General features: G+C 51.1%; 19 protein-coding genes and 6 tRNA genes. 4 read left to right on the top strand and 21 right to left on the bottom strand.

The window, feature by feature from the left end; all coding sequences use genetic code 11:
* Window positions 1–57: 57 nt before the first annotated feature.
* The 17 genes from rpoB to alr all read right to left on the bottom strand — a co-directional run bounded on the left by rpoB (window position 58) and on the right by alr (window position 13,424).
* Window positions 58–4,143 carry a DNA-directed RNA polymerase subunit beta gene (rpoB, locus tag ACGHTT_RS02395; RefSeq protein WP_390593292.1) on the bottom strand — a complete coding sequence of 1,362 codons (4,086 nt, stop codon included), beginning with the start codon at window positions 4,141–4,143 and terminating at the stop codon, window positions 58–60.
* 247 nt (window positions 4,144–4,390) lie between these two features.
* Window positions 4,391–4,759, bottom strand: a complete 369-nt coding sequence (rplL, locus tag ACGHTT_RS02390; RefSeq protein WP_290260722.1) for a 50S ribosomal protein L7/L12 — start codon at window positions 4,757–4,759, stop codon at window positions 4,391–4,393.
* A 65-nt stretch (window positions 4,760–4,824) separates the two neighbouring features.
* Window positions 4,825–5,319 (bottom strand): 50S ribosomal protein L10, encoded by a 495-nt coding sequence (rplJ, locus tag ACGHTT_RS02385; protein ID WP_290263481.1) that lies wholly within the window; start codon window positions 5,317–5,319, stop codon window positions 4,825–4,827.
* A 248-nt stretch (window positions 5,320–5,567) separates the two neighbouring features.
* A complete protein-coding gene (gene rplA, locus ACGHTT_RS02380) occupies window positions 5,568–6,263 on the bottom strand; it encodes a 50S ribosomal protein L1 (protein WP_390593291.1) in 696 nt (231 codons plus the stop codon).
* Window position 6,264: 1 nt separating this feature from the next.
* Window positions 6,265–6,696, bottom strand: a complete 432-nt coding sequence (gene rplK, locus ACGHTT_RS02375) for a 50S ribosomal protein L11 (protein ID WP_290260720.1) — start codon at window positions 6,694–6,696, stop codon at window positions 6,265–6,267.
* A gap of 161 nt (window positions 6,697–6,857) precedes the next feature.
* Window positions 6,858–7,391, bottom strand: coding sequence for a transcription termination/antitermination protein NusG (gene nusG, locus ACGHTT_RS02370; RefSeq protein ID WP_390593290.1), 534 nt, complete (start codon window positions 7,389–7,391; stop codon window positions 6,858–6,860).
* A gap of 16 nt (window positions 7,392–7,407) precedes the next feature.
* On the bottom strand, window positions 7,408–7,776 hold the full coding sequence (gene secE / locus ACGHTT_RS02365) for a preprotein translocase subunit SecE (protein ID WP_290260718.1): 369 nt from the start codon (window positions 7,774–7,776) through the stop codon (window positions 7,408–7,410).
* Window positions 7,777–7,808: 32 nt separating this feature from the next.
* Window positions 7,809–7,884: transfer RNA gene (locus ACGHTT_RS02360), tRNA-Trp, on the bottom strand.
* A 64-nt stretch (window positions 7,885–7,948) separates the two neighbouring features.
* On the bottom strand, window positions 7,949–9,145 hold the full coding sequence (gene tuf, locus ACGHTT_RS02355; protein WP_390593289.1) for an elongation factor Tu: 1,197 nt from the start codon (window positions 9,143–9,145) through the stop codon (window positions 7,949–7,951).
* Between the two features lie 84 nt (window positions 9,146–9,229).
* Window positions 9,230–9,305: transfer RNA gene (locus ACGHTT_RS02350), tRNA-Thr, on the bottom strand.
* Between the two features lie 36 nt (window positions 9,306–9,341).
* Window positions 9,342–9,415 (bottom strand) — tRNA-Gly (locus ACGHTT_RS02345).
* Window positions 9,416–9,519: 104 nt separating this feature from the next.
* Window positions 9,520–9,603, bottom strand: a tRNA-Tyr gene (locus ACGHTT_RS02340).
* 93 nt (window positions 9,604–9,696) lie between these two features.
* A tRNA-Thr gene (locus ACGHTT_RS02335) sits at window positions 9,697–9,772 on the bottom strand.
* A 57-nt stretch (window positions 9,773–9,829) separates the two neighbouring features.
* Window positions 9,830–10,531 (bottom strand): hypothetical protein, encoded by a 702-nt coding sequence (locus ACGHTT_RS02330; protein WP_390593286.1) that lies wholly within the window; start codon window positions 10,529–10,531, stop codon window positions 9,830–9,832.
* A gap of 66 nt (window positions 10,532–10,597) precedes the next feature.
* Window positions 10,598–11,320 (bottom strand): type III pantothenate kinase, encoded by a 723-nt coding sequence (locus ACGHTT_RS02325; RefSeq protein WP_390593283.1) that lies wholly within the window; start codon window positions 11,318–11,320, stop codon window positions 10,598–10,600.
* Complete coding sequence (birA, locus tag ACGHTT_RS02320; protein ID WP_390594971.1) at window positions 11,317–12,297, bottom strand: bifunctional biotin--[acetyl-CoA-carboxylase] ligase/biotin operon repressor BirA; 981 nt, start codon at window positions 12,295–12,297, stop codon at window positions 11,317–11,319. The genes ACGHTT_RS02325 and birA overlap by 4 nt, the downstream gene beginning before the upstream one ends.
* A gap of 2 nt (window positions 12,298–12,299) precedes the next feature.
* Window positions 12,300–13,424: an alanine racemase gene (gene alr, locus ACGHTT_RS02315; protein ID WP_390593282.1), complete on the bottom strand. Its 1,125-nt coding sequence runs from the start codon at window positions 13,422–13,424 to the stop codon at window positions 12,300–12,302.
* A gap of 227 nt (window positions 13,425–13,651) precedes the next feature.
* On the opposite strand from alr, the gene ACGHTT_RS02310 reads away from it, so the two are divergent.
* A complete protein-coding gene (locus ACGHTT_RS02310; protein ID WP_390593280.1) occupies window positions 13,652–16,645 on the top strand; it encodes an EAL domain-containing protein in 2,994 nt (997 codons plus the stop codon).
* Window positions 16,646–16,673: 28 nt separating this feature from the next.
* On the opposite strand, the gene ACGHTT_RS02305 is transcribed toward ACGHTT_RS02310, so the two are convergent.
* Both ACGHTT_RS02305 and ACGHTT_RS02300 read right to left on the bottom strand, forming a co-directional pair.
* Window positions 16,674–18,578, bottom strand: coding sequence for an NAD(P)-binding protein (locus ACGHTT_RS02305; protein ID WP_390593278.1), 1,905 nt, complete (start codon window positions 18,576–18,578; stop codon window positions 16,674–16,676).
* Window positions 18,571–19,089, bottom strand: a complete 519-nt coding sequence (locus ACGHTT_RS02300; protein WP_390593275.1) for a cupin domain-containing protein — start codon at window positions 19,087–19,089, stop codon at window positions 18,571–18,573. Before ACGHTT_RS02300 ends, ACGHTT_RS02305 begins: the two co-directional genes overlap by 8 nt.
* 249 nt (window positions 19,090–19,338) lie before the next feature.
* Here ACGHTT_RS02300 and ACGHTT_RS02295 point away from each other — a divergent pair, with 249 nt between their 5' ends.
* Window positions 19,339–19,836: a hypothetical protein gene (locus tag ACGHTT_RS02295; protein WP_390593274.1), complete on the top strand. Its 498-nt coding sequence runs from the start codon at window positions 19,339–19,341 to the stop codon at window positions 19,834–19,836.
* A gap of 112 nt (window positions 19,837–19,948) precedes the next feature.
* Here the strand turns inward: ACGHTT_RS02295 and ACGHTT_RS02290 are convergent.
* Window positions 19,949–20,025 (bottom strand) — tRNA-Met (locus tag ACGHTT_RS02290).
* Between the two features lie 71 nt (window positions 20,026–20,096).
* Window positions 20,097–21,032, bottom strand: coding sequence for a DMT family transporter (locus ACGHTT_RS02285; protein WP_390593272.1), 936 nt, complete (start codon window positions 21,030–21,032; stop codon window positions 20,097–20,099).
* A gap of 296 nt (window positions 21,033–21,328) precedes the next feature.
* On the opposite strand from ACGHTT_RS02285, the gene ACGHTT_RS02280 reads away from it, so the two are divergent.
* Window positions 21,329–23,839 carry a TonB-dependent receptor gene (locus tag ACGHTT_RS02280; protein WP_390593271.1) on the top strand — a complete coding sequence of 837 codons (2,511 nt, stop codon included), beginning with the start codon at window positions 21,329–21,331 and terminating at the stop codon, window positions 23,837–23,839.
* A gap of 122 nt (window positions 23,840–23,961) precedes the next feature.
* Window positions 23,962–25,182 (top strand): sterol desaturase family protein, encoded by a 1,221-nt coding sequence (locus tag ACGHTT_RS02275; RefSeq protein WP_390593268.1) that lies wholly within the window; start codon window positions 23,962–23,964, stop codon window positions 25,180–25,182.
* Window positions 25,183–25,201: the final 19 nt, after the last annotated feature.

Below are 25,201 nucleotides of genomic sequence, written 5' to 3'. Positions count from 1 at the left end.
TCCGGGTGTGCCAGCGGGAGCAACGCTCCCGCCCTTCGATGTCATGCAAACAATGGATTAAGAATCGTGTTCCAATTCCATGTTAATACCCAGTGACCGAATTTCTTTCACCAACACGTTGAAAGATTCGGGCATGCCAGGTTCCATTCTGTGATCACCATCTACGATGTTTTTATACATCTTCGTACGGCCATTCACGTCATCAGACTTAACAGTGAGCATTTCTTGCAGGGTGTAAGCGGCACCGTATGCCTCCAACGCCCACACCTCCATCTCACCGAAACGCTGACCACCGAACTGCGCTTTACCACCCAGCGGCTGCTGAGTAACCAAGCTGTAAGAACCGGTAGAACGCGCGTGCATTTTGTCGTCAACCAAGTGGTTCAACTTGAGCATGTACATGTAACCAACGGTCGTGTGACGCTGGAATGGGTCACCGGAGCGACCGTCATACAACTGAACCTGACCTGTGTCAGAAAGATCTGCCAAACGCAGCAGCGCTTTAATTTCAGTTTCCTTAGCGCCATCAAACACTGGCGTTGCCATAGGCACGCCGTTGCGCAGGTTGCCCGCAAGCTCAAGCACTTCTTCGTCGGTGAACTTAGTGAGATCAGCTTTCGCCAATGCATCACCGGTTTTGTTGTACACCTCATCCAAGAACTTACGCACATCGGCAATCTTACGCTGCTCTTCGAGCATCACGTTGATCTTGTCGCCTAAGCCTTTTGCAGCCATACCCAAGTGCATTTCCAGCACCTGACCCACGTTCATACGCGAAGGTACGCCAAGCGGGTTAAGCACGATATCAACCGGCTGACCAAACTCGTCATAAGGCATATCTTCTACCGGCATGATGACGGAGATAACACCTTTGTTACCGTGACGACCAGCCATCTTATCGCCAGGCTGGATACGACGCTTAATCGCTAAGTAGACCTTAACAATCTTCAACACGCCGGGAGACAAATCATCGCCAGTTTCCAACTTACGCTTCTTATCTTCGAAACGCTCGTCAAGAATTTTGCGACGTTCAATCAAGCCTGCTTCAGCGGCATCCAACTGCTCGTTCAATGCATCTTCTGCCATGCGCAGCTTGTACCACTGCTCATAGGGCAACTCATTCAAAATGTCATCGGTGAGCACTTCGCCCTTCTTAACATTTTTACCTGAGGAAACTTTTTGACCCACTAGCGCTGCACGCAGACGCTCGAAGGTTGCATTTTCCATGATGCGGTATTCTTCATTCAAATCCTTACGCACTTTATCTAGCTGAGACTTTTCGATCTCTCTAGAGCGCTGATCTTTCTCGATACCGTCGCGAGTAAACACCTGCACGTCGATAACAGTACCGCGGGTACCGGTACCAACACGCAGAGACGTATCTTTCACGTCCGATGCTTTCTCACCGAAAATGGCGCGCAGCAGCTTTTCTTCTGGCGTCAGCTGAGTTTCACCTTTAGGTGTTACCTTACCAACCAGAATGTCGCCAGCACCCACTTCGGCACCGATGTAAACAATGCCGGATTCATCCAGTTTCGCCAGCGCACTTTCGCCGACGTTTGGAATATCTGCCGTGATCTCTTCACTACCCAATTTAGTATCGCGCGCGATACAGGTCAGCTCTTGAATGTGAATCGTGGTGAAACGATCTTCTTGCACAACACGCTCAGAAACCAAGATGGAATCTTCGAAGTTGTAGCCATTCCAAGGCATGAACGCGATGCGCATGTTTTGACCCAAGGCCAGCTCGCCCATGTCCACAGAAGGACCGTCAGCCAACACGTCACCACGGGCAATCACATCACCAGTTTTTACAATGGCGCGCTGATTAATACAGGTATTTTGGTTTGAGCGGGTGTACTTGGTGAGATTATAAATATCAACACCAGCATCACCGGTATCCACTTCACCATCGTTCACTTTAATGACGATACGCGAGGCATCTACACGGTCGACAACACCGCCACGCTTAGCAACCACACAGACACCAGAGTCGACCGCAACGTGACGCTCCATACCGGTACCCACTAAAGGCTTCTCAGCTTTCAATGTTGGTACAGCCTGACGCTGCATGTTCGATCCCATCAATGCACGGTTGGCATCATCGTGCTCCAGGAATGGAATCAACGACGCTGCAACAGATACAACCTGACGCGGACTCACGTCCATGTAGGTCACATCACCAGGAGCTTTCAAGGTGAATTCGTTTGAATAACGAACAGAAACCAACTCTTCAGTTAGCTTGCCATTTTTATCAACCACCGCCGACGCCTGTGCAATAACTTGCTCAGCCTCATTGATCGCAGACAAGTATTCAATCTCATCGGTGACTTGGCCATCTTTCACTTTGCGATAAGGGCTCTCTAGGAAACCGTAATCGTTAGTGCGGGCATAAGTCGCCAATGAATTGATCAAACCAATGTTCGGACCTTCCGGTGTTTCGATGGGACATACGCGACCGTAGTGAGTCGGATGTACGTCGCGCACTTCGAAACCTGCGCGCTCGCGCGTTAGACCGCCTGGGCCTAAGGCTGATACACGACGCTTGTGCGTCACTTCGGACAGTGGGTTGTTTTGATCCATGAACTGGGACAGCTGAGAAGAACCGAAGAACTCCTTCACTGCGGCGGCTACTGGTTTCGCGTTGATCAAATCTTGCGGCATCAAACCTTCGCTTTCTGCCATGGACAAACGCTCTTTAACAGCGCGCTCAACCCGAACCAAACCAACACGGAACTGGTTCTCTGCCATTTCACCTACAGAGCGAACGCGACGGTTACCCAGGTGATCGATATCATCGACAACGCCTTGGCCGTTACGGATCGCAATTAAGGTGCGCATAACATCGACGATATCGTCGTTTGACAATACGCCTTCGCCAGTTTCATCTTCGCGGCTCAAGCGACGGTTGAACTTCATGCGGCCTACCGCAGAAAGATCGTAACGCTCTTGGCTGAAGAATAGATTCTGGAACAGTGTTTCTGCAGATTCTTTTGTTGGTGGCTCACCAGGGCGCATCATGCGATAGATTTCTACCAATGCTTCCAGCGGCGAGCGAGTAGGGTCTACACGCAGCGTGTCGGAAACAAAAGGACCGCAGTCGATGTCATTGGTGTACAGGGTTTCAATTTCGTTAACATTGGCTTCGCGCAATGTTTCCAAAACTTCATCAGTAATTTCAGTATTACACTCAAGCAACAATTCGCCGGTCTTTTCGTCGACGATATCTTTTGCCAAAGCCTTGCCAACGAGATAGCTGTTAGGTACAACTAGGTCTGTGATACCTGCTTTCTCAAGATCGCGAATATGACGTGCAGTAATACGACGCCCCTCTTCGATCAAGACTTTACCTTTCTTGTCTTTGATGTCGAAGGTTGCCACATCGCCACGTAGGCGGGAAGGCACCAGCTCCAACACAAACTCACCATCTTTATTGATAGCAAACTTGCTGGTGTCGAAGAACATGTCGAGCATTTGCTCTGAGGTAAAGCCAAGCGCGCGCAACAAAATAGTAGCAGGCAGCTTGCGACGACGGTCAATACGGACGAAAACCAGATCTTTCGGATCGAATTCAAAATCCAACCACGAACCACGGTAAGGAATCACGCGCGCGGTAAATAGCAATTTACCCGATGAGTGAGTCTTGCCCTTGTCGTGATCGAAGAAAACGCCAGGCGAACGATGCAACTGAGATACGATCACTCGCTCAGTACCATTGATAACAAAGGTACCGTTGTCCGTCATGAGTGGAATTTCACCCATGTAGACTTCTTGTTCTTTAATATCCTTAATGGATTTATTCGCAGATTCTTTATCGTAAATGATCAATCGAACTTTTACGCGCAAAGGAGCTGCGTAAGTCACGCCGCGCAAAATACATTCATTCACGTCAAATGCCGCTTTGCCTAAGGCATAGCTGACATATTCCAGGGCTGCGTTCCCGGAATAACTCACAATAGGGAATACCGACTTAAATGCAGCATGCAGACCGAAATCTGTGCGCGCATCGGCAGAAGCATCTGCCTGGGTAAACTTTCTGTAGGAGTCCAACTGAATCGCCAGGAGGTAAGGTACATCCATTACACTCGGCAGTTTGCCGAAGTCCTTGCGGATACGTTTTTTCTCAGTATATGAGTAAGCCATCAGTATTCCCCAGCTTGTTCACGAATTGGGCTTTTGGAATCTCTGAGCCTAGAAGCACTTTGTAAAGCACTTCATTGCTACGGTTTCATCAGCGTCTTGCTGTGCGCATGAACTATAAGAAGCTTCCACCTCGAATATCACGCTTCGGTCATTACCGTCGACCGCAAACGGAAAAAGGCCGGCGGGATTTTCGCCCCGCCAGCCCAAGCCAGTATTAACTACTGACCCTTTTCACAGTAGACCTGAATTACTTCAACTCTACAGAAGCACCAGCTTCTTCTAACTCTTTCTTAGCAGCTTCGGCTTCAGCCTTAGACACGCCTTCTTTCAGAGTTTTTGGCGCGCCGTCTACCAAGTCTTTGGCTTCTTTCAGGCCAAGACCGGTAATGCCACGAACAGCCTTGATCACGTTAACTTTCTTGTCGCCAGCGGCAGTCAGAACAACGTCGAACTCGGTCTTTTCTTCTTCAGCAGCAGCGCCAGCACCGCCAGCAACAGCAACAGCTGCAGCAGCAGAAACGCCGAACTTCTCTTCCATAGCAGTGATCAGTTCAACAACGTCGGTAACAGACATTGCGGCAACTGCATTGATGATATCGTCTTTAGTCAGAGACATGACTCAATTCCTACATTATGTGAGCTTGCGCTCGAAATAAATTTACGAACAGATAATCCGACGGATTAAGCTGCCGCTTGCTCTTTCTGGTCACGGATAGCCGCAATAGTGCGAACCAATTTACCAGCAGCTGCTTCTTTCATTACGCTCATCAACTTGGCGATGGCTTCATCGTATGTCGGCAAGCTTGCCAACAGAGCGATATCAACCAATCCACCTTCGAAAGATGCTGACTTCAGCTCCAGCTTTGGATTGCTCTTGGCAAATTCGCTAAGAATTCGCGCGCCGGCACCTGGGTGCTCGGTAGAGAATGCAATCAAAGATGGACCTACTAACGCGTCGTTAAGACACGCAAAGTCAGTTCCCTCTACTGCGCGGCGAGCAAGTGTATTACGCACGACTTTAAGCCATACGCCATTATCACGAGCTTCTTTACGCAGTGCTGTCATGCTAGACACGGTTACACCGCGTGCATCGGCAACAACAGCAGAGAGAGCGCTTTTAGCAGCTTCCTGGACTTCAGCGACAATCGCTTTTTTGTCTTCAAGTCCTAGTGCCACGATCTTCTCCTGGATTTGATTAGCAAAGCTAATCATTAACAAAACAACAAATAGCCACTACTTATAGACTAACGTTGCGTTTTTCGGTGTTTCAAATCCAGCAAATACTGAATTGGGCCACCATCTGCGTAGGTTTTGCCGCCAAGCTTTCGCCTTTTGACGCTATTGAAAGCAAATCGAAATTTGCTTACCTACGGTCTTTGACAGACCGGCAACGCCGGCCCCCAAAGTTCTGTTTAACTTAAGACTTAAACGTCTAAAGTTGATTGATCAATAATCAAACCTGGGCCCATAGTGGTGCTCAGGGAAATGCGCTTCAGGTAAACACCTTTAGAAGACGCTGGCTTCAGACGCTTAAGGTCGTTGATCAAGGCTTCTAAGTTTTCCTTCAGTGCATTGGCGTCGAACGCCAACTTGCCGATACCGCCATGCACAATACCGCCTTTCTCAGCACGGAAACGCACCTGACCAGCTTTGGCATTTTTAATAGCGGTTACAACGTCTGGTGTGACGGTGCCAGTCTTGGGGTTAGGCATCAAACCACGTGGGCCTAAAACCTGACCTAACTGACCAACAACGCGCATAGCCGCTGGATCGGCGATGACTACGTCGAAATCCATCATGCCGCCTTTAATTTCAGCAGCCAGCTCATCCATACCAACAAACTCTGCACCAGCCGCTTTAGCAGCTTCGGCGTTTGCACCCTGGGTGAACACGGCAACGCGCACGGACTTACCGGTACCGTGTGGCAACGTAGTGGCCCCACGCACAGACTGATCTGATTTACGTGGATCGATACCTAAATTAATGGCAACTTCCACTGACTCTGGAAATTTTACTGATGAAACGTCTTTCAACAACGCTACTGCATCAGCGATGCCGTAAGTTTTGGTGAAATCAACTTTTTCACGAATCGCGCGCTGACGCTTGCTCAATTTAGCCATCTTACAAACCCTCCACATCTAGACCCATGGAGCGGGCAGAACCGGCGATAGTGCGCAGAGCGGCATCCATATCAGCAGCGGTAAGGTCCGGACGCTTGGTGTTAACAATTTGTTCAAGTTGCGCGCGGGTAACCGTGCCAACTTTTTGCGTGTTTGGACGCGGTGAACCGCTCTTCAAACCCGCCGCTTTTTTCAACAAGTAAGACGCTGGTGGCGTTTTCATGGTGAAAGTGAAAGAGCGATCGCTGTATACGCTGATCACAACAGGCACTGGCGCACCCGCTTCCATTTCTTGAGTCTGGGCGTTAAACGCTTTACAGAACTCCATGATGTTGACGCCGTGCTGACCAAGCGCCGGACCTACTGGTGGCGATGGGTTAGCTTTGCCAGCTGCAACTTGCAGCTTGATGTAAGCATTAATTTTCTTAGCCATGATTTACTCCCATAGTTGGGTTTTAGCGCCTCGAAAAGTTTTTGGCGAAACTTTCGTCACTGGCTCCCCAGCCTCTAAAGCCGCAAAAAAATTTGCAAAACTCAGAGACACGAAAACCTTCCTGTGCGAAAACACACAGGAAGGCAATAAAATTGCGAGTTTTAGGCCTTTTCTACCTGACCAAACTCAAGCTCAACCGGCGTCGAACGACCGAAAATCAATACGGCCACACGCAAACGGCTCTTTTCGTAATTCACCTCTTCAACAACACCATTAAAGTCGTTGAAAGGACCATCACACACACGAACCATCTCACCTGGCTCGAATATGGTTTTTGGTTTTGGCTTGTCAGCGGAGTCATCGACACGCTGCAATATAGCCTGCGCTTCTTTTTCCGTAATGGGTGCAGGCTTATCAGCCTTGCCACCAATAAACCCCATCACTCGAGGAGTTTCTTTAACCAAGTGCCAAGAGTCATCATTCAACTCCATTTGCACCAACACGTAACCGGGGAAGAATTTGCGCTCACTCTTACGCTTTTGACCGCCGCGCATCTCAACCACTTCTTCAGTGGGAACCAGCACGTCGCCAAAATTGTCCTGCATGCTGTGCAGCTCAATGCGCTCTTTTAATGAAGCGGCAACTTTCTTTTCAAACCCAGAATAGGCGTGTACTACATACCAGCGCTTAGCCATTGCTCACCCTTTTTTATCAGCCGATAATCAGTGACGCTAACCAACCCAGCACGGTGTCGATCAACCAGAGAATTAAAGCCATTACCAACACCACCGCCAAAACGATCAGCGTTGTCTGGTTAGTCTCTTCGCGAGTAGGCCAAACCACTTTGCGAACTTCCACCTGGGCTTCTTTCATCAAACCCCAGAAAGCCGCACCTTTGGCAGTATTGACAGCGATAAATACGGCAACTAAACCTGCAGCCACCATACCCAACACACGGTAAAGCAATGCCACATCCGCAAATTGCGAATTTGCCACGACACCGGCAGCAACAATGGCAACAACAAGCAACCACTTAATTGCGTCAAACCGAAAGGCTGGAGCTTCTACTTTAGCGTTCATCAGGGAACTTACCCTTAACTACTCTTATTAAATGGCAGGCCAGGAGGGACTCGAACCCCCAACACCCGGTTTTGGAGACCGGTGCTCTACCAATTGAACTACTGGCCTAAACAAACTTCTTTTTACACGAAAGCCGGAACCAAGGCCCCGGCCTCCGCGCAACAATCAACGATTACTCGATGATCTTAGCAACAACACCCGCACCAACGGTACGACCACCTTCACGGATGGCGAAGCGCAAGCCGTCTTCCATCGCGATTGGGTGAATCAAGGTGACTTCCATTTGCACGTTATCACCTGGCATTACCATCTCAACGCCTTCTGGCAGCTCACAAGCACCAGTTACGTCGGTAGTACGGAAGTAGAACTGTGGACGGTAGCCTTTGAAGAATGGCGTGTGACGACCACCTTCGTCTTTCGACAATACGTACACTTCTGACTGGAACTTGGTGTGCGGCTTGATCGCGCCTGGCTTAGACAACACCTGACCACGCTCAACGTCGTCGCGCTTAGTACCGCGCAACAGAACACCTACGTTCTCACCAGCGCGACCTTCGTCAAGCAGCTTGCGGAACATTTCAACACCAGTACAGGTAGTTTTGGTGGTATCGCGAAGACCAACGATCTCGATTTCTTCGCCCACTTTAACGATACCGCGCTCGATACGACCAGTCACAACAGTACCGCGACCAGAGATAGAGAACACGTCTTCGATTGGCATCAAGAAAGCACCGTCGATTGCACGCTCAGGCTCAGGAATGTAAGAGTCCAACGTCTCAACCAACTTCTTAACAGCGGTGGTACCCATTTCGTTTTCATCGGTACCGTTCAACGCCATTAGCGCAGAACCGATGATGATTGGGGTATCGTCGCCTGGGAATTCGTACTGGCTCAACAGCTCGCGAACTTCCATTTCAACCAGCTCTAATAGCTCGGCGTCGTCAACCATGTCGGCTTTGTTCAGGAACACAACGATGTAAGGTACACCTACCTGACGTGACAACAGGATGTGCTCGCGCGTCTGTGGCATTGGGCCATCAGCGGCAGAACATACCAGAATAGCGCCGTCCATCTGCGCAGCACCGGTGATCATGTTCTTCACATAATCGGCGTGACCTGGGCAATCTACGTGTGCGTAGTGACGGATTGGTGAATCATATTCCACGTGCGCTGCAGAAATGGTGATACCGCGCTCGCGCTCTTCTGGCGCCGAGTCGATACCATCAAATGCAACCGCTGCACCGCTGCCCCATACTTCCGCACATACGCGAGTCAGAGCTGCTGTCAGGGTAGTTTTACCATGGTCAACGTGACCAATGGTGCCCACGTTTACGTGGGGCTTGTTACGTTCAAACTTAGCCTTAGCCATTGCTAACGTCTCCTATATACAGGGGCGATAAATCGTTTCTTCAAACAAAACAAAACTCCGCAAAAGACCTGCCTTTGCGGAAACTGGAGCTCTTGTCCGGAATTGAACCGGAGACCTCACCCTTACCAAGGGTGTGCTCTACCAGCTGAGCTACAAGAGCGTAAACACTACGCATTTTCGGAACCCAGCCAAAAACTGGAGCGGGCAGCGGGAATCGAACCCGCATCATCAGCTTGGAAGGCTGAGGTTCTACCATTAAACTATGCCCGCCTAACCGACAGACTTTGCAACAGCAATCCGAAAATCACACAACTTGAAATACCCCTCAAGCTGCTTACAGCAACCTCACCTTACGGCAAGGCTTAAATCAATAATGGTGCAGGGGGATGGATTCGAACCATCGAAGCTTTCGCGTCAGATTTACAGTCTGATCCCTTTGGCCACTCGGGAACCCCTGCCAAAAGAGCCGGCAATTCTCCGGCTCAAGCAAGCGCTTGTCAACCACTTTTGTGAGTAAATTCACAGGCTTACAGCACTTAGCTTGTAGAAAATGGAGCTGGTGAAAGGAGTTGAACCCTCGACCGCCTGATTACAAGTCAGATGCTCTACCAACTGAGCTACACCAGCTAAAACCACCTATCAAACACACCTTTTCAGGCCTGCCTGTAATGTGGAGGCGCGATTCTAGTGAAACTTGTCCGCAGACGCAACAGCTGAACATAAATTTTGACGAATCTCTTGGCCACTTTCCTTCGGAACCAGTTCAGCCCATACGGAAAGTGCCACGCGAGTCGCCTGCCCTGGACCCAAAAGCAGCCACAATTCCTTTTGTGTGCGGGGGATAGATTTAAGTTCGGCTTGATAGCCTTGGCGACGCATGTCGGCCATTCGCTGCTCCGCCAGAGGCTTCTGAGTGAAGACCCCAAAACTTATACCATTGGCTAGGTCACCCTTAGGTATGACATAGCTGTCAATTTTCTTCGCCTGTAACTCGTGCAGCTTTCGTAAAGCCCCTTCCTGAGAAGGCTCTGGCGGCAAGTACACCCAGTAAGATTCGCCCGCAGAAATTTCTAGCGACTGCAAATTGGATTCAACCCCTAGCGACCTCAAGCGCTCGCGTACAATGGCGCCCTTGTCGGAATCGACATACGGTCCCACCAAGGTGCATATGGGTCCAGCGCTCTGATCATCTTTAGCGCTGACTTCCCGCACCAGAAGGGTTCTTGCATCCTCGTCCACTTCATTCAGCAACGTCAACGGCCGCGCCTTTTCGGCGGTTTTCGGGATGGCGCGCACCGTCGCTTTCGGCTCCTCCTTGGCCTGCAAGAAATGCCAACCTAAGACCAGCACATTAATAACCAACAACCCAATAAAAACTAACCGCATGTCTTAGCCTTCCACTCCATTAACGTTCAATAAATCCGGCGGCCCTCTCGGGCACAGCACGCCCCACTAGGGCAAGGCTAACCGCAAGCCATCCAACACCAACGCTGGGCGCCAAACCGACCCCGGCAGCTCGGCAAGCAAACACTCCGCATCGCCACCCGTGAGCACAATGACGGCTTTTTCGCTAAACCGCTGTCGGCATTGCTCGACCAGACCCAAATGCATCATACGCAAAGCACCTGATACAGCCGCGGCGGTATTGCTCGCCACTGCACTCGGCAAATCACGCCCCAAATCTGGCACTTTGACCTTAGCCGTGCCGGCAAACAGGGCATCGCGCATCATATGCAAACCAGGGCCGATAAAACCACCTCTGTGCAGCCCTGGTGAGACCAGGTCAACAGTTATGGCGCTGCCAGCATCAACCACGACTAAATCGCGCTCAGGGAACTCAACCGCCGCCGCCAGCACTGCCAGCCATCTGTCCACCCCCAAGCGAAGCGGGTCATCATAGGCGCACCGGATACCGGCGCAAGGACTGACAACGCGAACAACTTCAGGCTCCACAGCAAATAGCGCCCTTAGCACCGCAACCAAGCCTTCAGTTGTTTCGGCTGCCGCCACTGAACTGATACGCACACGCGCAACACTCACTTGGGCAAAAACTTCTGGCAGGGCGCCCGCCTGAAACTCAAGCCATGACAAATTGCCCGAGTGCTCAACCAGTAAGCGAGCACTCACCAACCGCCATTTGATTCGACTGTTGCCACAGTCCAACTCCAAAATCATGACACCGACGCTCGCAAGCTTACTTCGCCGCCATGAAACAGACGCCGCTCACCATCCACGGAGACAATTAGGGCACCGCTATCATCAACCCCTTGGGCAAGGCCGCTCACAGCCCTCGCCGCACTGCTGAGGGTGACAATTTGGTTCGCGAATGCATCGAGCGCCAGCCACTCGGCCTTAAATCCTGCGAAGCCCTCCAGCGCAAAGTGCTCAAGCACTGCAACTAACTCTGCCAGCAACTTGGCTACCAGCGCATTGCGCGACAGAGTGACGCCTAGGCCGCGCAAATCGACCCAGGCCTGATCAATACTCTCGGCTTGCTCTGACGGCATAGCCACATTAATACCAATACCAATGACCACTTGGCACTCACCGGCTGGGTCGCCGGTCATCTCCAACAAAATGCCACCCAACTTCTTGCCGTCAACCAACAAGTCATTGGGCCATTTGAGCGCAACCTGATCCGCACCACTGGTCCGCAGCACCCGAGCACAGGCAACACCCACAGCCAAACTCAAGCCGCTCAATGCCGCCGCTCCGCCCTGAAAACTCCACACCAGCGATAGATAAATGTTCGCCCCAAAGGGGCTAACCCAAGCTCGACCGCGCCGGCCGCGGCCGGCCGTCTGCTGCTCGGCAATGAATGCCCGCCCATGGGCGGCATCGGCCGCGGCTTCCATGGCGCGAACGCTGGTGGAGTCCGTCTGTAAAAAACTCGTAATGTGTAGACTCTGCTGCAACTCAGGCCCGAGGCTCGCGTTAATAACATCAACATCCAACAAGTCTAACGCTCGCGCCAACCGATAACCTCGCCCCTTCACCGACTCAGCCACCAGCCCCAAGCCGTCGAGCTTTTGCAACTGCTTCCAAACGGCCGTGCGCGACACCCCTAAAAGCAAACCCAATTCTTCGCCGGAGTGAAATTCACCGTCGGCCAATGTGCGCAATAAAATCAATAAGCTTTGATCAGACAGCATACTCACGAGGGCAAGCCTCCCAACTCCACGTACTCTCGCTGATAGCGACTACCTAAGCTGGTTAACACTTCATAGCCAATCGTGTTCATGTGCGAGGCGACGAGGTTAACAGTGAGTTCTCGATTAAGCACTTCTATATAAGCTTCACCAATCGGCGGTAGCTCTTGTTCTGGCACCTCGCTAACATCAAAAATAGTGGCATCCATCGATACCCGACCCACCAAGGGAACACGACACCCAGCAAACACGCCCTCACCACGACTACTTAACTGCCGCTGCAAGCCATCGGCATAGCCACCCAACACCACCGCCAGCCGCTGCCCTGGCTGACACGTCGCTGTGGCGCTATAGCCCACAGCCGCCGGCGATGTCAGGCGGCGGTACTGAATCACCGGCAAGCGCAGAGACACCACGGGCTCCATGGGATTAGGCTGGCCCGGCGTAGGATTCACACCATAAAGCGCAGCGCCTGGCCTCACGAGCTGCTGATGCCATTGGGGACCAAGAAAAATGCCGGAAGAGTTAGCGAAGCTAAGCAACGCCTGCGGCCAAACGGCGGCAGCCAAGGCGGCGCCCGTCTGGTATTGAGCCAGCTGCTCGTGATTGAGCGGGTGCGCAGGCTCGTCGGCACAGGCCAAGTGACTCATAAAATGACGCACATCTAATTGCTGCGCTAGCGGCGAGGCTACATAGGTAGCGAGTTCACTTAGCTCCAGCCCGAGCCGGGTCATGCCGGTATTCACCTTCACCACACAGGGGGCCGACCGATCGGCCGCCGTGGTCGCCCTTTGCCAGCGCGCAATGGCTTCGACGGAAAATAAACTCGGCCAAATACCATTCGCCACCAAGGCAGGCTCTCGACCGGGGCGCACACCACCTAAAACAACAATGTCTGGTGCTTCGCCCAAACCTTCACGCAGCTCAATCGCCTCATCCACCGTGGCCACAAAGAAGGTGGTACAGCCAACCTGTGCCAAACAACGCGCAACAGGAACCATGCCTAAGCCATAGGCATTGGCTTTCACCACGGCTGCACACTGCGCATCACCCACCTTTCGGTTGAGCGCCAACCAGTTGCGCGCAATTGCATGTAAGTTAATTGTCAAAATACCATCGTGATGCGACATAACACCTCCAGCCAAGGCCAACAGTTTACGCATTCACCCACAAAGCCGATAGCCCAAGCCCGCGCCGAAACAACAAACAGTTACCGAAGACCCCACGCGGAAAAACTATCTTATTTAGCGCCGTACAAAGCCCACTTGACAGTTGACAGTTGACAGTTGACAGCTTGAACTACACTTGAAGCCTAAGCGTAGGTAAAGTTTACGACAACCACTCACAGGCAAATCAAATGGCTAGCGCCACCCCTACCCGTGCGAACTATCAGATTAAACTGTGTAACTTTCACAAGGCCATACTTCGCTACAAGTCGACCGCTCAACTATTCGAACAAATCACCCGGGACGCGGTGCAAATTGGTGGCATACACGGCGCCTGGCTTGGTGCACTCGACCCAGACAAATGGCAGATAGTGTCGACCGTTGCCCATGCCTCCGATGCAGAAGAATCCAACAAGCTGCAGGCGCTACTACAAACCGTCTCTTTCGCCGGACTAGCGCTGTCACCGGCCTTTATTAACACCCGCGACACTACGTTCTACCAAGACCTAAGCAGCCAAAGCACTGACAGCTTTTGGCGCTCTCTTCTAACCAAAAACCAATGGCAGAGTGCAGCGATCCTGCCTTTACTTAACGACACTAAAGTGTTTGGAATTTTGTTTCTAATTTGGCATCAATCAACGCTATTTGACACCAATACCAAGCAAACACTTAGCGACATCAGCATCGACGCCTCCGGCATCATCAGCGCGAGCGAGGCCAGCGTCGCCGCCGAAAAGGCAACCCAAGAGCTCAGGAAATACGAGACATTGTTCCAAAACGCGGGCTGGAGCATGGCCATTGCCGACCCAGAGAGCCACCAGCTCATCTATAGCAACCTCGCCTTCGCCACGATGCATGGTTACACCCGTGCGGAAATGAGCAGCTTAAATTTAGCCGATATTTTTTCGATCGAAGCACGTAAACAGCTGCCAGCTCTCGCAGCGCGCGCCCACAAAGAAGGCAGTTTTAGCTACGAAGCAAAACACTTACGCAAAAATGGCACTAGCTTTGACTGCAAAACCCACGTAACCGCCTTCAAAGACAATCAAGGAAAGGTTATCTTTAGAGCCGCCTGCCTCGAAGACCTTACCGAGCAAAAATTAGCCCAAACTCAAGTTCAACAACTGCTCGAGCAAACCCAACTTCTACTCAATGAAAAAAACAGCACTAACCGGCTGCTCGAATCTATCTTCAATCGTGTAACGGACTGCTTTGTCGCACTGGATAACAACTGGCGCTACACCTATGTAAACAAAAAAGCGGCGGAACTATTTCGTAGTTTTGGCTATAACAAAAATCTCCTCGGCAGAAACATTTGGGACGAATTCCCCCCAGTGCCCGGCGATCCTTTTCACGCGGCCTACCATAAAGCCATAGACACCCAGCAAGCCGTTTATTTTGAGCACTACTACCAACCCTGGGGGCGCTGGTTCGAAAACCGTGTTTATCCGTCAGAAGATGGCCTCACCATCTATTTTACCGAGACCACTAAAAACAAAAAGCTGGAACAAAAAATTTTACAGTCTGACGCCATTTATCAGAAAACCTTCAATGGCGTTATGATTACCGATCTCGATGGCAACATACTCGCAACCAACCCCGCTTTTAGCGCCATCACCGGCTACAGCGAGGCTGAAATAGTGGGCAAAAATGCGCGCATACTAAGCGCTAACAAGCACACGAAAGCATTCTATACCGAGGTATGGGAGTCTTTAGAAAGCACCGGCAGCTGGCAAGGAGAAATTTGGAATCGACGCAAAAGTGGCGACGCCTACCCAGAATGGATAACCATCAATCGCATCCATCACCAACAAGAATCTGAAGATCGCTATCTGGCGATATTTTCCGACATTAGTAAAATAAAACAAAACGAGGCCGCCCTCGCGCACCTAGCCCATCACGATGCCCTCACCGGCCTACCCAATAGAACCCAGTTGTTTATTCGTCTCAAACACAGCATGGATATCGCCAAGCGAAACAAGACCATGCTTGCACTACTGATGTTCGACCTAGATCACTTTAAATACGTCAACGACAGTTTTGGCCACGCCGCCGGCGACCAATTATTGAAACTCGTTACAGACAAACTCAGCAAGCGCTTTAGAGAGCAAGACTGCCTGTGCCGCCTCGGCGGCGATGAATTTACCCTGGTGCTCGACAATATCGCCTCGCCCGATGCGGCCGCGCGGGTCGCCGAAGACATCATCCAAATGCTGAGTAAGCCATGGCGCCTAGCCAATGAAATCGAAGTACGCATTTCGGCCAGTGTCGGCATTAGTCTCTACCCAAGCCACGGCGATAGCGCGGAAGAACTGCTGCAACAGGCCGACACCTCTCTGTACAGCGCCAAAGCTGAAGGCCGCGCGCGCTATAAGTTTTTCAATCAGGAGTTGACTAAAATTGTGCGCGCCCGCCTTGAGGTTGAAGCCGAGCTACGCCATGCCATCAACAAAAACGAACTACTTGTCTACTATCAACCGCAATTTGAGACCAACAGCAACATCATCATTGGCGCCGAGGCTTTGGTTCGCTGGGCACACCCGAGTAAAGGCCTAATACCCCCTATTCATTTTATTCACGTCGCCGAGGCCACAGGCCTCATTTCCGCCATTGGCACTTGGGTCTTAAACAGCGCCTGCCAACAATGCGCTCTATGGTTCTCCCAAGGGCTGCGCGATTTCACGCTGGCCGTTAACCTATCGCCCTATCAATTTTTACACGGTGATATCGAACAAAGCGTTGCCTCTGCCACAGCAAAAACTGGCTTTCCCGCGCAGCACTTGGAATTGGAAATTACCGAAAGCACCTTAATGGACAGAGAGTTTGACGCAATTAAAATTTTTAACGCTTTAAGAGCCCGCGGCGTGCGTATTGCCATCGACGATTTTGGCACTGGCTATTCTTCCCTATCCTATTTAAAACGCTTCCCGCTCGACACACTTAAAATAGACCGCAGCTTTATTTCCGATCTACCAGAAGATGCCGATGATGCCGCTATTACGCAGGCCATAATCGCCATGGCCCACTCGCTCAGATTAAAAGTTCTAGCTGAGGGAGTGGAAACCGAGCAGCAACTAAAATTCCTACGGGAAGCCGACTGCGATTTCTATCAAGGCTTTCTAAGAAGTCCGGCCATTTGCGCACAAGACTTCGAGCAACTACTCAAAGTAAACAAACGACTATAACGCCACGCAACGAAAGCAACCCACCTAACTAAACGAGTATTTCATCGATCACGCGCCTTGCAGCATCGATAGCACCATCGACATAGGCAAAGGCTTCAGAGTCAGAGTTGCCAATATGTAGGCGCCCAAATGGCCGACGCGCTACTTCATGAGGCGCCGCACCCGGTTCATAAACTGGATCAAATAAATCCACGTATTCATAGGCGTAGCCGTGCGGCCAACGATTAACCGTTATGGCGCTAATATCCCGCTTGGCATCGAAACCGAAGGGGGCAAAAATTTCAGTGAGCTGATTGACGACCTCGCGCTCAAAATCCGCAAAGCTCAAGCCCAACAAACGGTAGCGCCCTAAGCGATACTGCTGTTTGGCATTCAACCCTTGGCCCAGCGTTTTGGGGTAAAAAGGCATGTGCAATAACACCGGTTCACGCTCAGATTTGGGGTAGTCATAACCGCCCATCGACACCGGAAAATCCATGCTTACCCAGGTAAAAAAACTACGCGGGCAATTCACCTCGTGCACGCCCGCCTTTGCCAAGGCGCGCCAATTTTTTAGCGCCACATTGACGTAGGCCATGGGCACCTTCACCTGCTCGGCCAGGGCATTTTTTTGCAGCTGAGGCAAGCCCGGACACACGTGGGGAATCATTGCGTTATAGCATGCCATGACGACGGCTTTCGCATTCACTTTGTGAGCCAAACCAGCCTGCACATAAGTGACATCCGCGCCATCGCCAACATTCTCAGCACGCACCACGGTACTGTTTAAGCGCAATTTAACTGGGTGGCTTTTAACGTCGAGTTGCGCGTAGTCAAACGCTGCAGTGACAACGTCATCCATACTGTCACCCTCGGCAACAGACGGAATTAATTTGCGCACTAGCAACCGAGCAATGCTCGCGTTGCCATCGGGGAAATGAAAGATGTAAGGTTCATCGCCGTGCTCCACCTCGGGCACAGGTAGACCTAAGCCAGTAAAACCAGGCAGATCATTGCGATAGGCTTCCATGGCCGAAAGGGCATCTGTACCCAACCCCCACCAGCCGTCCAAGCGCTCCTCAACTAAGGCCAAGACCTTGGCTGGGATTCGTAGCTTTTCAGTTAAATAAGTCGAATAACTAGTCTTTGTCAGGTAGGTTAATTTTTCATCGACCTTCATCGGCGCCAGAAAATCCGCCTCTGAATGCAGTAAACGCGCAACACTGGCGCGCTCCTGCACAGTAAAGGGCAGCTCGGCGATAGCGGCCTCGGTAGCCTTAGCCTGATCAGCTTCCCAGTGATAGACAAAGTCTTGCGCTAAAAAGCAACGCTCACCAAAAAAACGCTCGGTCAAGAACAAACCTTTCGTTAATTTACGCCGGCGAAAATAATCGCGATCGAACAGATGATAAAAGCGCTTCGTATCCACGCCGAGATCACCCAGTAATTGTTTCGCACTCTTGCTGTAACTGGCTGGCGAGTCGATCGACTGGCTACCGCCATAACCAATCAACGTTTTACCCTCGACAGTGAACTCATTGCGCTTGGCGTGACCGCCAAAATCGTCGTGATTATCCAGTAGCAGTATCTTTGCCGTCTGCCCCATGGCCTGCTGGTAGAAATAGGCCGACGCCAAGCCGCTAATACCCGCGCCCACCACAACCAAGTCGTAGCCATCGTCGGTGTATTTATTTGGGCTAAGCCATGTTTTACCCTCGCGCGCTAAACCGTGGGCAACCTCAAAGGAGCCAAAATGCGCACCGCGCATACCGGTTTTTACCGGCGGATAGTCTTGCCCTGGCGCGGCGGAGATCGAAAAGCTAGCCGATAACCCTGCCACCCCCACGAGCGCACCCTGACAGAAATCACGGCGCGTCACCTCAGGGCCGAGCAAAGGTGTCATGCCAGTGTTAGTTTTTTCAACACCGCCCTTGGGTTTAGTGTCATCAGTCATCGGCGCCAATATCCTTAACAGGCAATAGAGCATCCGGCGAGTAGATCACATAAATTTTTGTGTAAGCCGAAGACTCCCAAAGCCCGGTCCACTGCTTGGGGATAGTGACGGCTTCACCAGCATTGACGCGAACAACTGAGCCATCGGCCGAGGTTAAGGTGACATGGCCCTCGAGAAAGAACATGAACTCATCCACACCGTAGGGTTCACTGATGGTGAATTTTGCAGGGCCAGAGCGATACATGCCGGCATCGAGCTTGCGATCGGAAGAGAGAAAAACCTCGGCATTTTGCACAGAGTTAGGGCCCAACTCGGAGGCTTCCTGTGTCGCCACAGACAGTGAAGAGGCGAAAATATCGCCACTGATTTGCGCCTTGGTTAACTTCACCGGCAGAGCCACCGAGTCGGCAAACACCTGCGGGCATAAAAAGCCCAATAACAGCACACCCAAACCACGTCGGCTGACGTCTTTCAGCACCCTAAAATAACGTCGAACGAGTGCACCTAGCATAACGCATCCCCCATAAGCAGAGTAACGGCATGAATTAACCGTCCCTGAGACTACCCCAATCCTGTGCCGTCAGCCCTACCCCAACGGGGGGAATGTCGCTGCGAGCACTAACAGCTCAAACTTATTGGACGGCGGCTATATCAAAAAATCAGGTCATAAATATTCAGTCTAACCATGCGGGAAGCTAAGGCTGAGCAACGCCTAAAATAGCGCTAAAATAGTCTCTTCACTAGCGTGAGGGCGTGCACCATGGCAACTCAACAAGCACCCAGAATCGGCGACATCCTACTCGAACGGCAATGGGTCAAGGCCGACGACCTAGCGCGCGCCAGCCGCACCCAAAAGCTCACCCACGCGCCCCTTGGCGAGATACTACTGCAACAAGCCTCCATCAATAAGCGCCAACTTGCCCGTGCGCTGCGCTGGCAGCGCTTTATTCGCATGGCACTCGTCGTTGGCAGCTGCTCCACCGCCGTCGCCCAACCGGCATTTGGTTCAGAGGCCCAGCGCATCACCGACCGGATGGTCGATAACATCCAGTCCTCCGCTGCAGCGACGCAAGTGAAAATCCGCCGCTCGAGCGACAGACTGCTGTCAAACTCACTCAAACAATCCCTCGGCACCCCCGCTTGGACCTTACTGCAAGGCGAGTACGCCGCCGGGGTAAACCGCTACACAGAGGGCATGCGCTACAAAGCCAACTGGAGTGAGGATGACTTCACGGTAGAAGTGCGCTATCAATTTTAGTGCGTCCAACTGAAGCTAGAGTGGCAGGGCTGCGAGCTTAAACGGGCATTGTAAGCAGACCTATACGGACGAAAAAAAACCCAGCAGGTAAGCCTGCTGGGTTTTTCAAATATGGTAGCTAGAGGCGGATTTGAACCGCCGACCCCAGCATTATGAGTGCTGTGCTCTAACCAACTGAGCTATCTAGCCATACTGCTTTGTTCAGGCCAGAATTGCCTGCTCAAAGAGGGCGCGAATTTTGGCAATTCACCCCCAAGCTGTCAAGCGCTAATTCGCTTAGTGCGGGCTTTTAATAGGGCTGCGGCCATGGAGCCCAACACCACAAGCGCTGCACCAATCCAACTCAGCACATTCATTGGTTCCACCACAATCAGATTTGGCATCAACCAATTGGTCAATTGCACCCCCAGCAAGGTAATAACGGGCACCACGGTGATGGTGGCGCTAACCCGGCTCGCCTCCCAGTGCTGCAAGGCATAGGCAAAAGTACCATAGGCAACGATGGTATTTAGCGCCGCAAATATAAGGCAAACCCACTCAAATAACCTTAGCCCTTGAAAACTACCAAAATTCGCTTTTGGCGCAAATACCAATGCTCCGACGACAAAGATAAGCCACAAAATCTCCATCGAGGTGAAGCTCTTGTGCAGCTGCTTCTGAATGACGCCATACACAGCCCATATTACCGCAGCCACAAAAACCAACAGCACGCCGAAGGCATAACGGCCTTGGGCGCCAATTAGCTCTTCCAAACGAAGATTGAAAAACAACAGCAAGCCAGACACAAACAACAGCACGCCGAAGGCTTGGCCTAACGAGAAACGCTCTTTGAATAACACTAGACTCAATAGCAACATCAGCATGGGCGCCACTTGAATCATGACCTGTGCCGCTGAGGCGGTGGTGTAATCAAGCCCTATGAGATACAACAAGAAATTGCCCAATAAACAAACAGTGGCAACGGTGAACTTGATTGCCATACTGCGAACGGTCAACTTTCGCCAAGGGAAGCCCCCTTTAACGTGAATATAGGCACCGATAAACAAGGCAGAAACAAAAAAGCGAAACCAAGTGATGGTAACCGCGTCCATTGAGCCCAAAATGCCCTTTAACGCGATAGGCAATAAACCCCACATCAGAGCCGTGCTTAACGCTAACAATAATCCCAATCGCCAGCGCCCTGTTATTTGATCCAATGAAAATCTCCGTTATGATCGGCAGGCGCCCGCACAATGCATGGCTGAATAATACCGTTCGCCTAGATTACGCCGGCGCCGAGGGTATAAAGACGGAACGAGAGTCCAACACCACAGCTTTATAACGTATCTTTTTACACAACAATGGAACACAAACGGTAAATTAATTGCTAAATTAGTGACCAACAAGTCTCATAAGGTCATTGAACATTTAGGAAAATCCTTTATGTTAGGCCGACGGCATAACGATAGTGCCGATGATGACGCTTAAAATAACATTAATTAGAGAGCCGACTATGATTTCTCCGAAGAGCACACTTCGCCGCTATGCCCCTAGCAGTTTATCGCTAGCAATAGCTACAGCACTGACCACCATCGCTTTACCCACGCTGGCGCAAGACTATGCGCTGGAAGAGATCACCGTAACCGCGCAAAAACGCGCCGAATCGGTTGACGACGTACCTATTACTATCAACGCCTTCTCTGTAGACGGCGTACGCGACCTGGGCGCACAAAACGTTAACGACCTAGGTACATTCATTCCCGGCGTTGAAACCAACGTGGGCGACACCAGCCAAGCCAGTTTCACCATTCGCGGCATCTCTACCAACGACTTCGGTTCGGGCTCCGATCCAGCCGTAGCGGTTTATGTGGATGGCGTCTACACCGGTCACGGCGGTAGCGCACTGGTTAACTTCAATGACATTGATCGTGTTGAAGTCTTGAAAGGCCCACAGGGTACCCTATTTGGTCGTAACGCAGCCGCTGGTGCCATCAGCATCACCACCAAAGCACCTTCGCAGGAAACTGAAGGCTATGTTGATGTCCAGATGGGCAACTACAACAAGCAGAAAATTGCGCTGGGCTTCAATACCGGCCTAACCGATACCGTTTCTTTACGTGTTGGCGGCTATACCAATACCCGCGACGGCTTCATTAATAACGCGTCTACCACCGGCATTGCTGGCGACGACCTTTGGATCGAAGACGATCAAGGTGTTGTAGGTGCTCTGTTATGGCAAGCGGGCGACAATACCGATGTCACTTTGCGCGCAGACTACAACAAAGAAGATTCAGATGGCCCTATCGGCTCTAGCTTTACCTTGGCGCCAGATGCCCTATACGACGATTACACCACGGATAATGCCGGCTTTAACGATCGCACCATCCGCGGTACCAGCTTAACCATTAGCCACGATTTCGATAACTACACCTTTACCTCGATCACGGCGAAGCGCGGCTACGAGTTCCACCAGAACGAAGAAGAAGACGGCACTGATATTGCGCGCTTCTTTTTAACTACCGACACCATCGAAAAGCAAGATCAACTGAGCCAAGAGTTCCGTCTGAACTACGCGGATGAAAAGCTAAAGTGGTTTGTGGGTGCTAGCTACTTCAAAGATGAAATTGATCAAACTTATTTAGTTGATGCCACCACTCTAACCTTAGACACATTCTTCCTCGTGGATGCATGCAAAAAAGGCGCTGCCGGTGGCTTGTGTCCCGATGGCGTAGGCAATCCTGCCGCTTTCGTTAATACCTATGCTCCGGTTACAGCAGGCATGACAGGATTTATTGGCGGCAACATTGCACCTCTTATTAACGCCGCGCTAAGCCCATTTGGCTTGGGTATGAATGCGACTGACATCCAAAACGCTGTCATTGCAAACATGGGCCCAAGCAATGCTGGCCTGCCTTGGCAGGAAGCCATGCACAACAACCGCGAGCTAACGAGTTATGCCGTTTACGGTGACATGACCTATTCATTCACCGATAAGTTAGATGTCACCTTAGGTTTACGCTGGAGCCAAGACAGTAAAGACTTCGAGATTCAAACAAATTACACCAATGCCATCTTAATCGACACGCTCAGCGGCCCAGCAACTGGTGGAGCTAGCGTGAGCGCAGCTTTCCTAAACGCCAATGTGAACCCTAACATTCCAACACAACTTCCGTTCGGTCTCATTTTCGCTGAACAAATCGGCACAGCTGGAAATCCTGAGCTGAAGAGCGATACGTGGAGTTCTGTCGATCCACGCTTGGTCGTCAACTACGCTGCAACCGATGACACCATGCTGTTTGCATCTATTGCCAAGGGTTACAAAGCCGGCGGCTTTAATAGCCTAGGTAATGACCCTGCCTTCGAACCAGAAGATGTTCTCAACTTCGAACTCGGTATGAAGTCAAAGCTGATGGATGGCCGTATGCGTTTCAATACGTCAGTTTATGCCTTCACCTACGACAACCTACAAATTTTGAAGTTGTCTGGGCCTGAAGGTGTGATCCCAACCTACAACATCAACAATGCCGACGCTGAAGGCCGCGGTTTCGAATTCGATTGGCAGTTCCTCGCCACCGAAAATCTGATGCTGGGTGCCAACTACGGCTACGTATATACCGAGTACACCAAGTACAACCCATTCTTGGGTGACGAACCTGGCTTTAGCCTTGAAGGCGAACCTTTGTCGTCTATGCCTAAGCATAAGTTCAATGCTATGGCCGAATACACACTGCATTTCGGTGGCGATCTCGCTTTACGCTTACGCGGTGATTACAACTACACCGGCGAACGCGTAAACAACACCGGCGTAGATGATGGTCAAAACATCGATGCCTTCAACATCGTTAACGCGCGTGCAACGCTCGAAAATGATGCTGGCGATTGGTCTGTTGCGCTATATGCCAACAACCTCACCGACGAAGAGTATCTGTGGGACATCGGCGGTACAGGCGATGGCCTAGGCTCACCTGTAGCCACACGTGGCATGCCACGCATGTATGGCATTCAGGGTCGCTACAACTTCTAAGTTATACGCTTTACCTGTGCAAAACAAACAAGGGGCTTCAAGCCCCTTGTTTGTTCTTATAATAAAAAATGACGCAAAAGCTATAACAAAAAGCAGACGTCACACTATTGAGAGGTAGCGTTATGGCGCAACTCATTACCGTTTTAGCAGCTCCCTTCTACCTGATTCTTATTGCCCTAGAACTTTGGGTGGATAAAAAACGCGGCACCCAGTTCTATCGCCTCAACGATGCCATTGCCAGCATGTCGCTCGGCGTCATCTCGCGCACCCATCGCCTGATCATCTTTGCGCTTGGCGCCTATGTGATGGCCGAGTGGCTACCTAAGCTCAACGTCATCCCGTGGCAAGATTACCCAATAGTCACTTGGATTGTGGCCTTTATCGGGTATGACCTCACCTATTATTGGAATCATCGCCTAAACCATGAAATTAATTGCCTCTGGGCCGGGCACGTGGTGCACCACCAAAGTGAAGACTACAACTTAAGTACCGCGCTGCGACAAACCAGCGGCGGCTTTTTCGATTGGATATTCGCCATCCCACTGTACATGTTAGGCATTCCTGCCGAGATTATTATTGCCAGCGCCGGCTTCAACTTGCTGTACCAATTTTGGGTGCATACGCAACATATCGACAAATGTGGCTGGATGGAAAAGTGGTTTGTAACCCCATCACACCATCGCGTGCATCACGCACAAAACCCTCTCTATTGGGACAGAAACTACGGCGGTGTTTTTATTATTTGGGACAAGCTCTTTAATAGTTTTCAAGAAGAGCGAAAAGACACACCCATCATCTACGGTGTTAGCCGAGCCCTGCACACTATGAACCCCTTGCGGGCCAATTTGCAGGTTTGGTGGTATTTGCTAAGGGATGCGATTTACTGCAGCAGCATTTGGGACAAGATTCGAATTTGGTTTATGCCAACGGGATGGCGCCCTGCAGATATGGAGGCAAAGCTCCCTTTCCTAAAGCCCAATTTAGACAACTTTACGAAATATAACCCCCCCGTTGACAAGGCAATGCAGGCCTACGCACTGTTCCAATTCAGTGCCGGTCTTATCACTGGCTTTTATTTTATCTTTCATTTTGCCGATTTAGCGATAGGGTTGAAGTTGCTGGGCTGGCTTTTTGTGACCTTGCCGCTGATCAGCACCGGCCATTTGTTAGATCAAGGCTCTCTGCGCTGGGAGCTATTGCGCTACGCATTAACGGTTATAGGCTTCGCGCTCTGCTGGCAATTACTGTCCATTACCACCGCGCTAATTTTCGGCAGCTACCTAGTGCTGAACTTGCCGCTACTCATGTTATTGTTTAAAAATCGCGCCACAAACATTGCCTAATAATAAACACTTACAAGGA

Origin of the sequence: Simiduia litorea (assembly GCF_042853465.1) — a bacterium.
Taxonomy (GTDB): Bacteria; Pseudomonadota; Gammaproteobacteria; order Pseudomonadales; family Cellvibrionaceae; genus Simiduia; species Simiduia litorea.
This window is presented reverse-complemented; position numbering and strand designations above follow the sequence as displayed.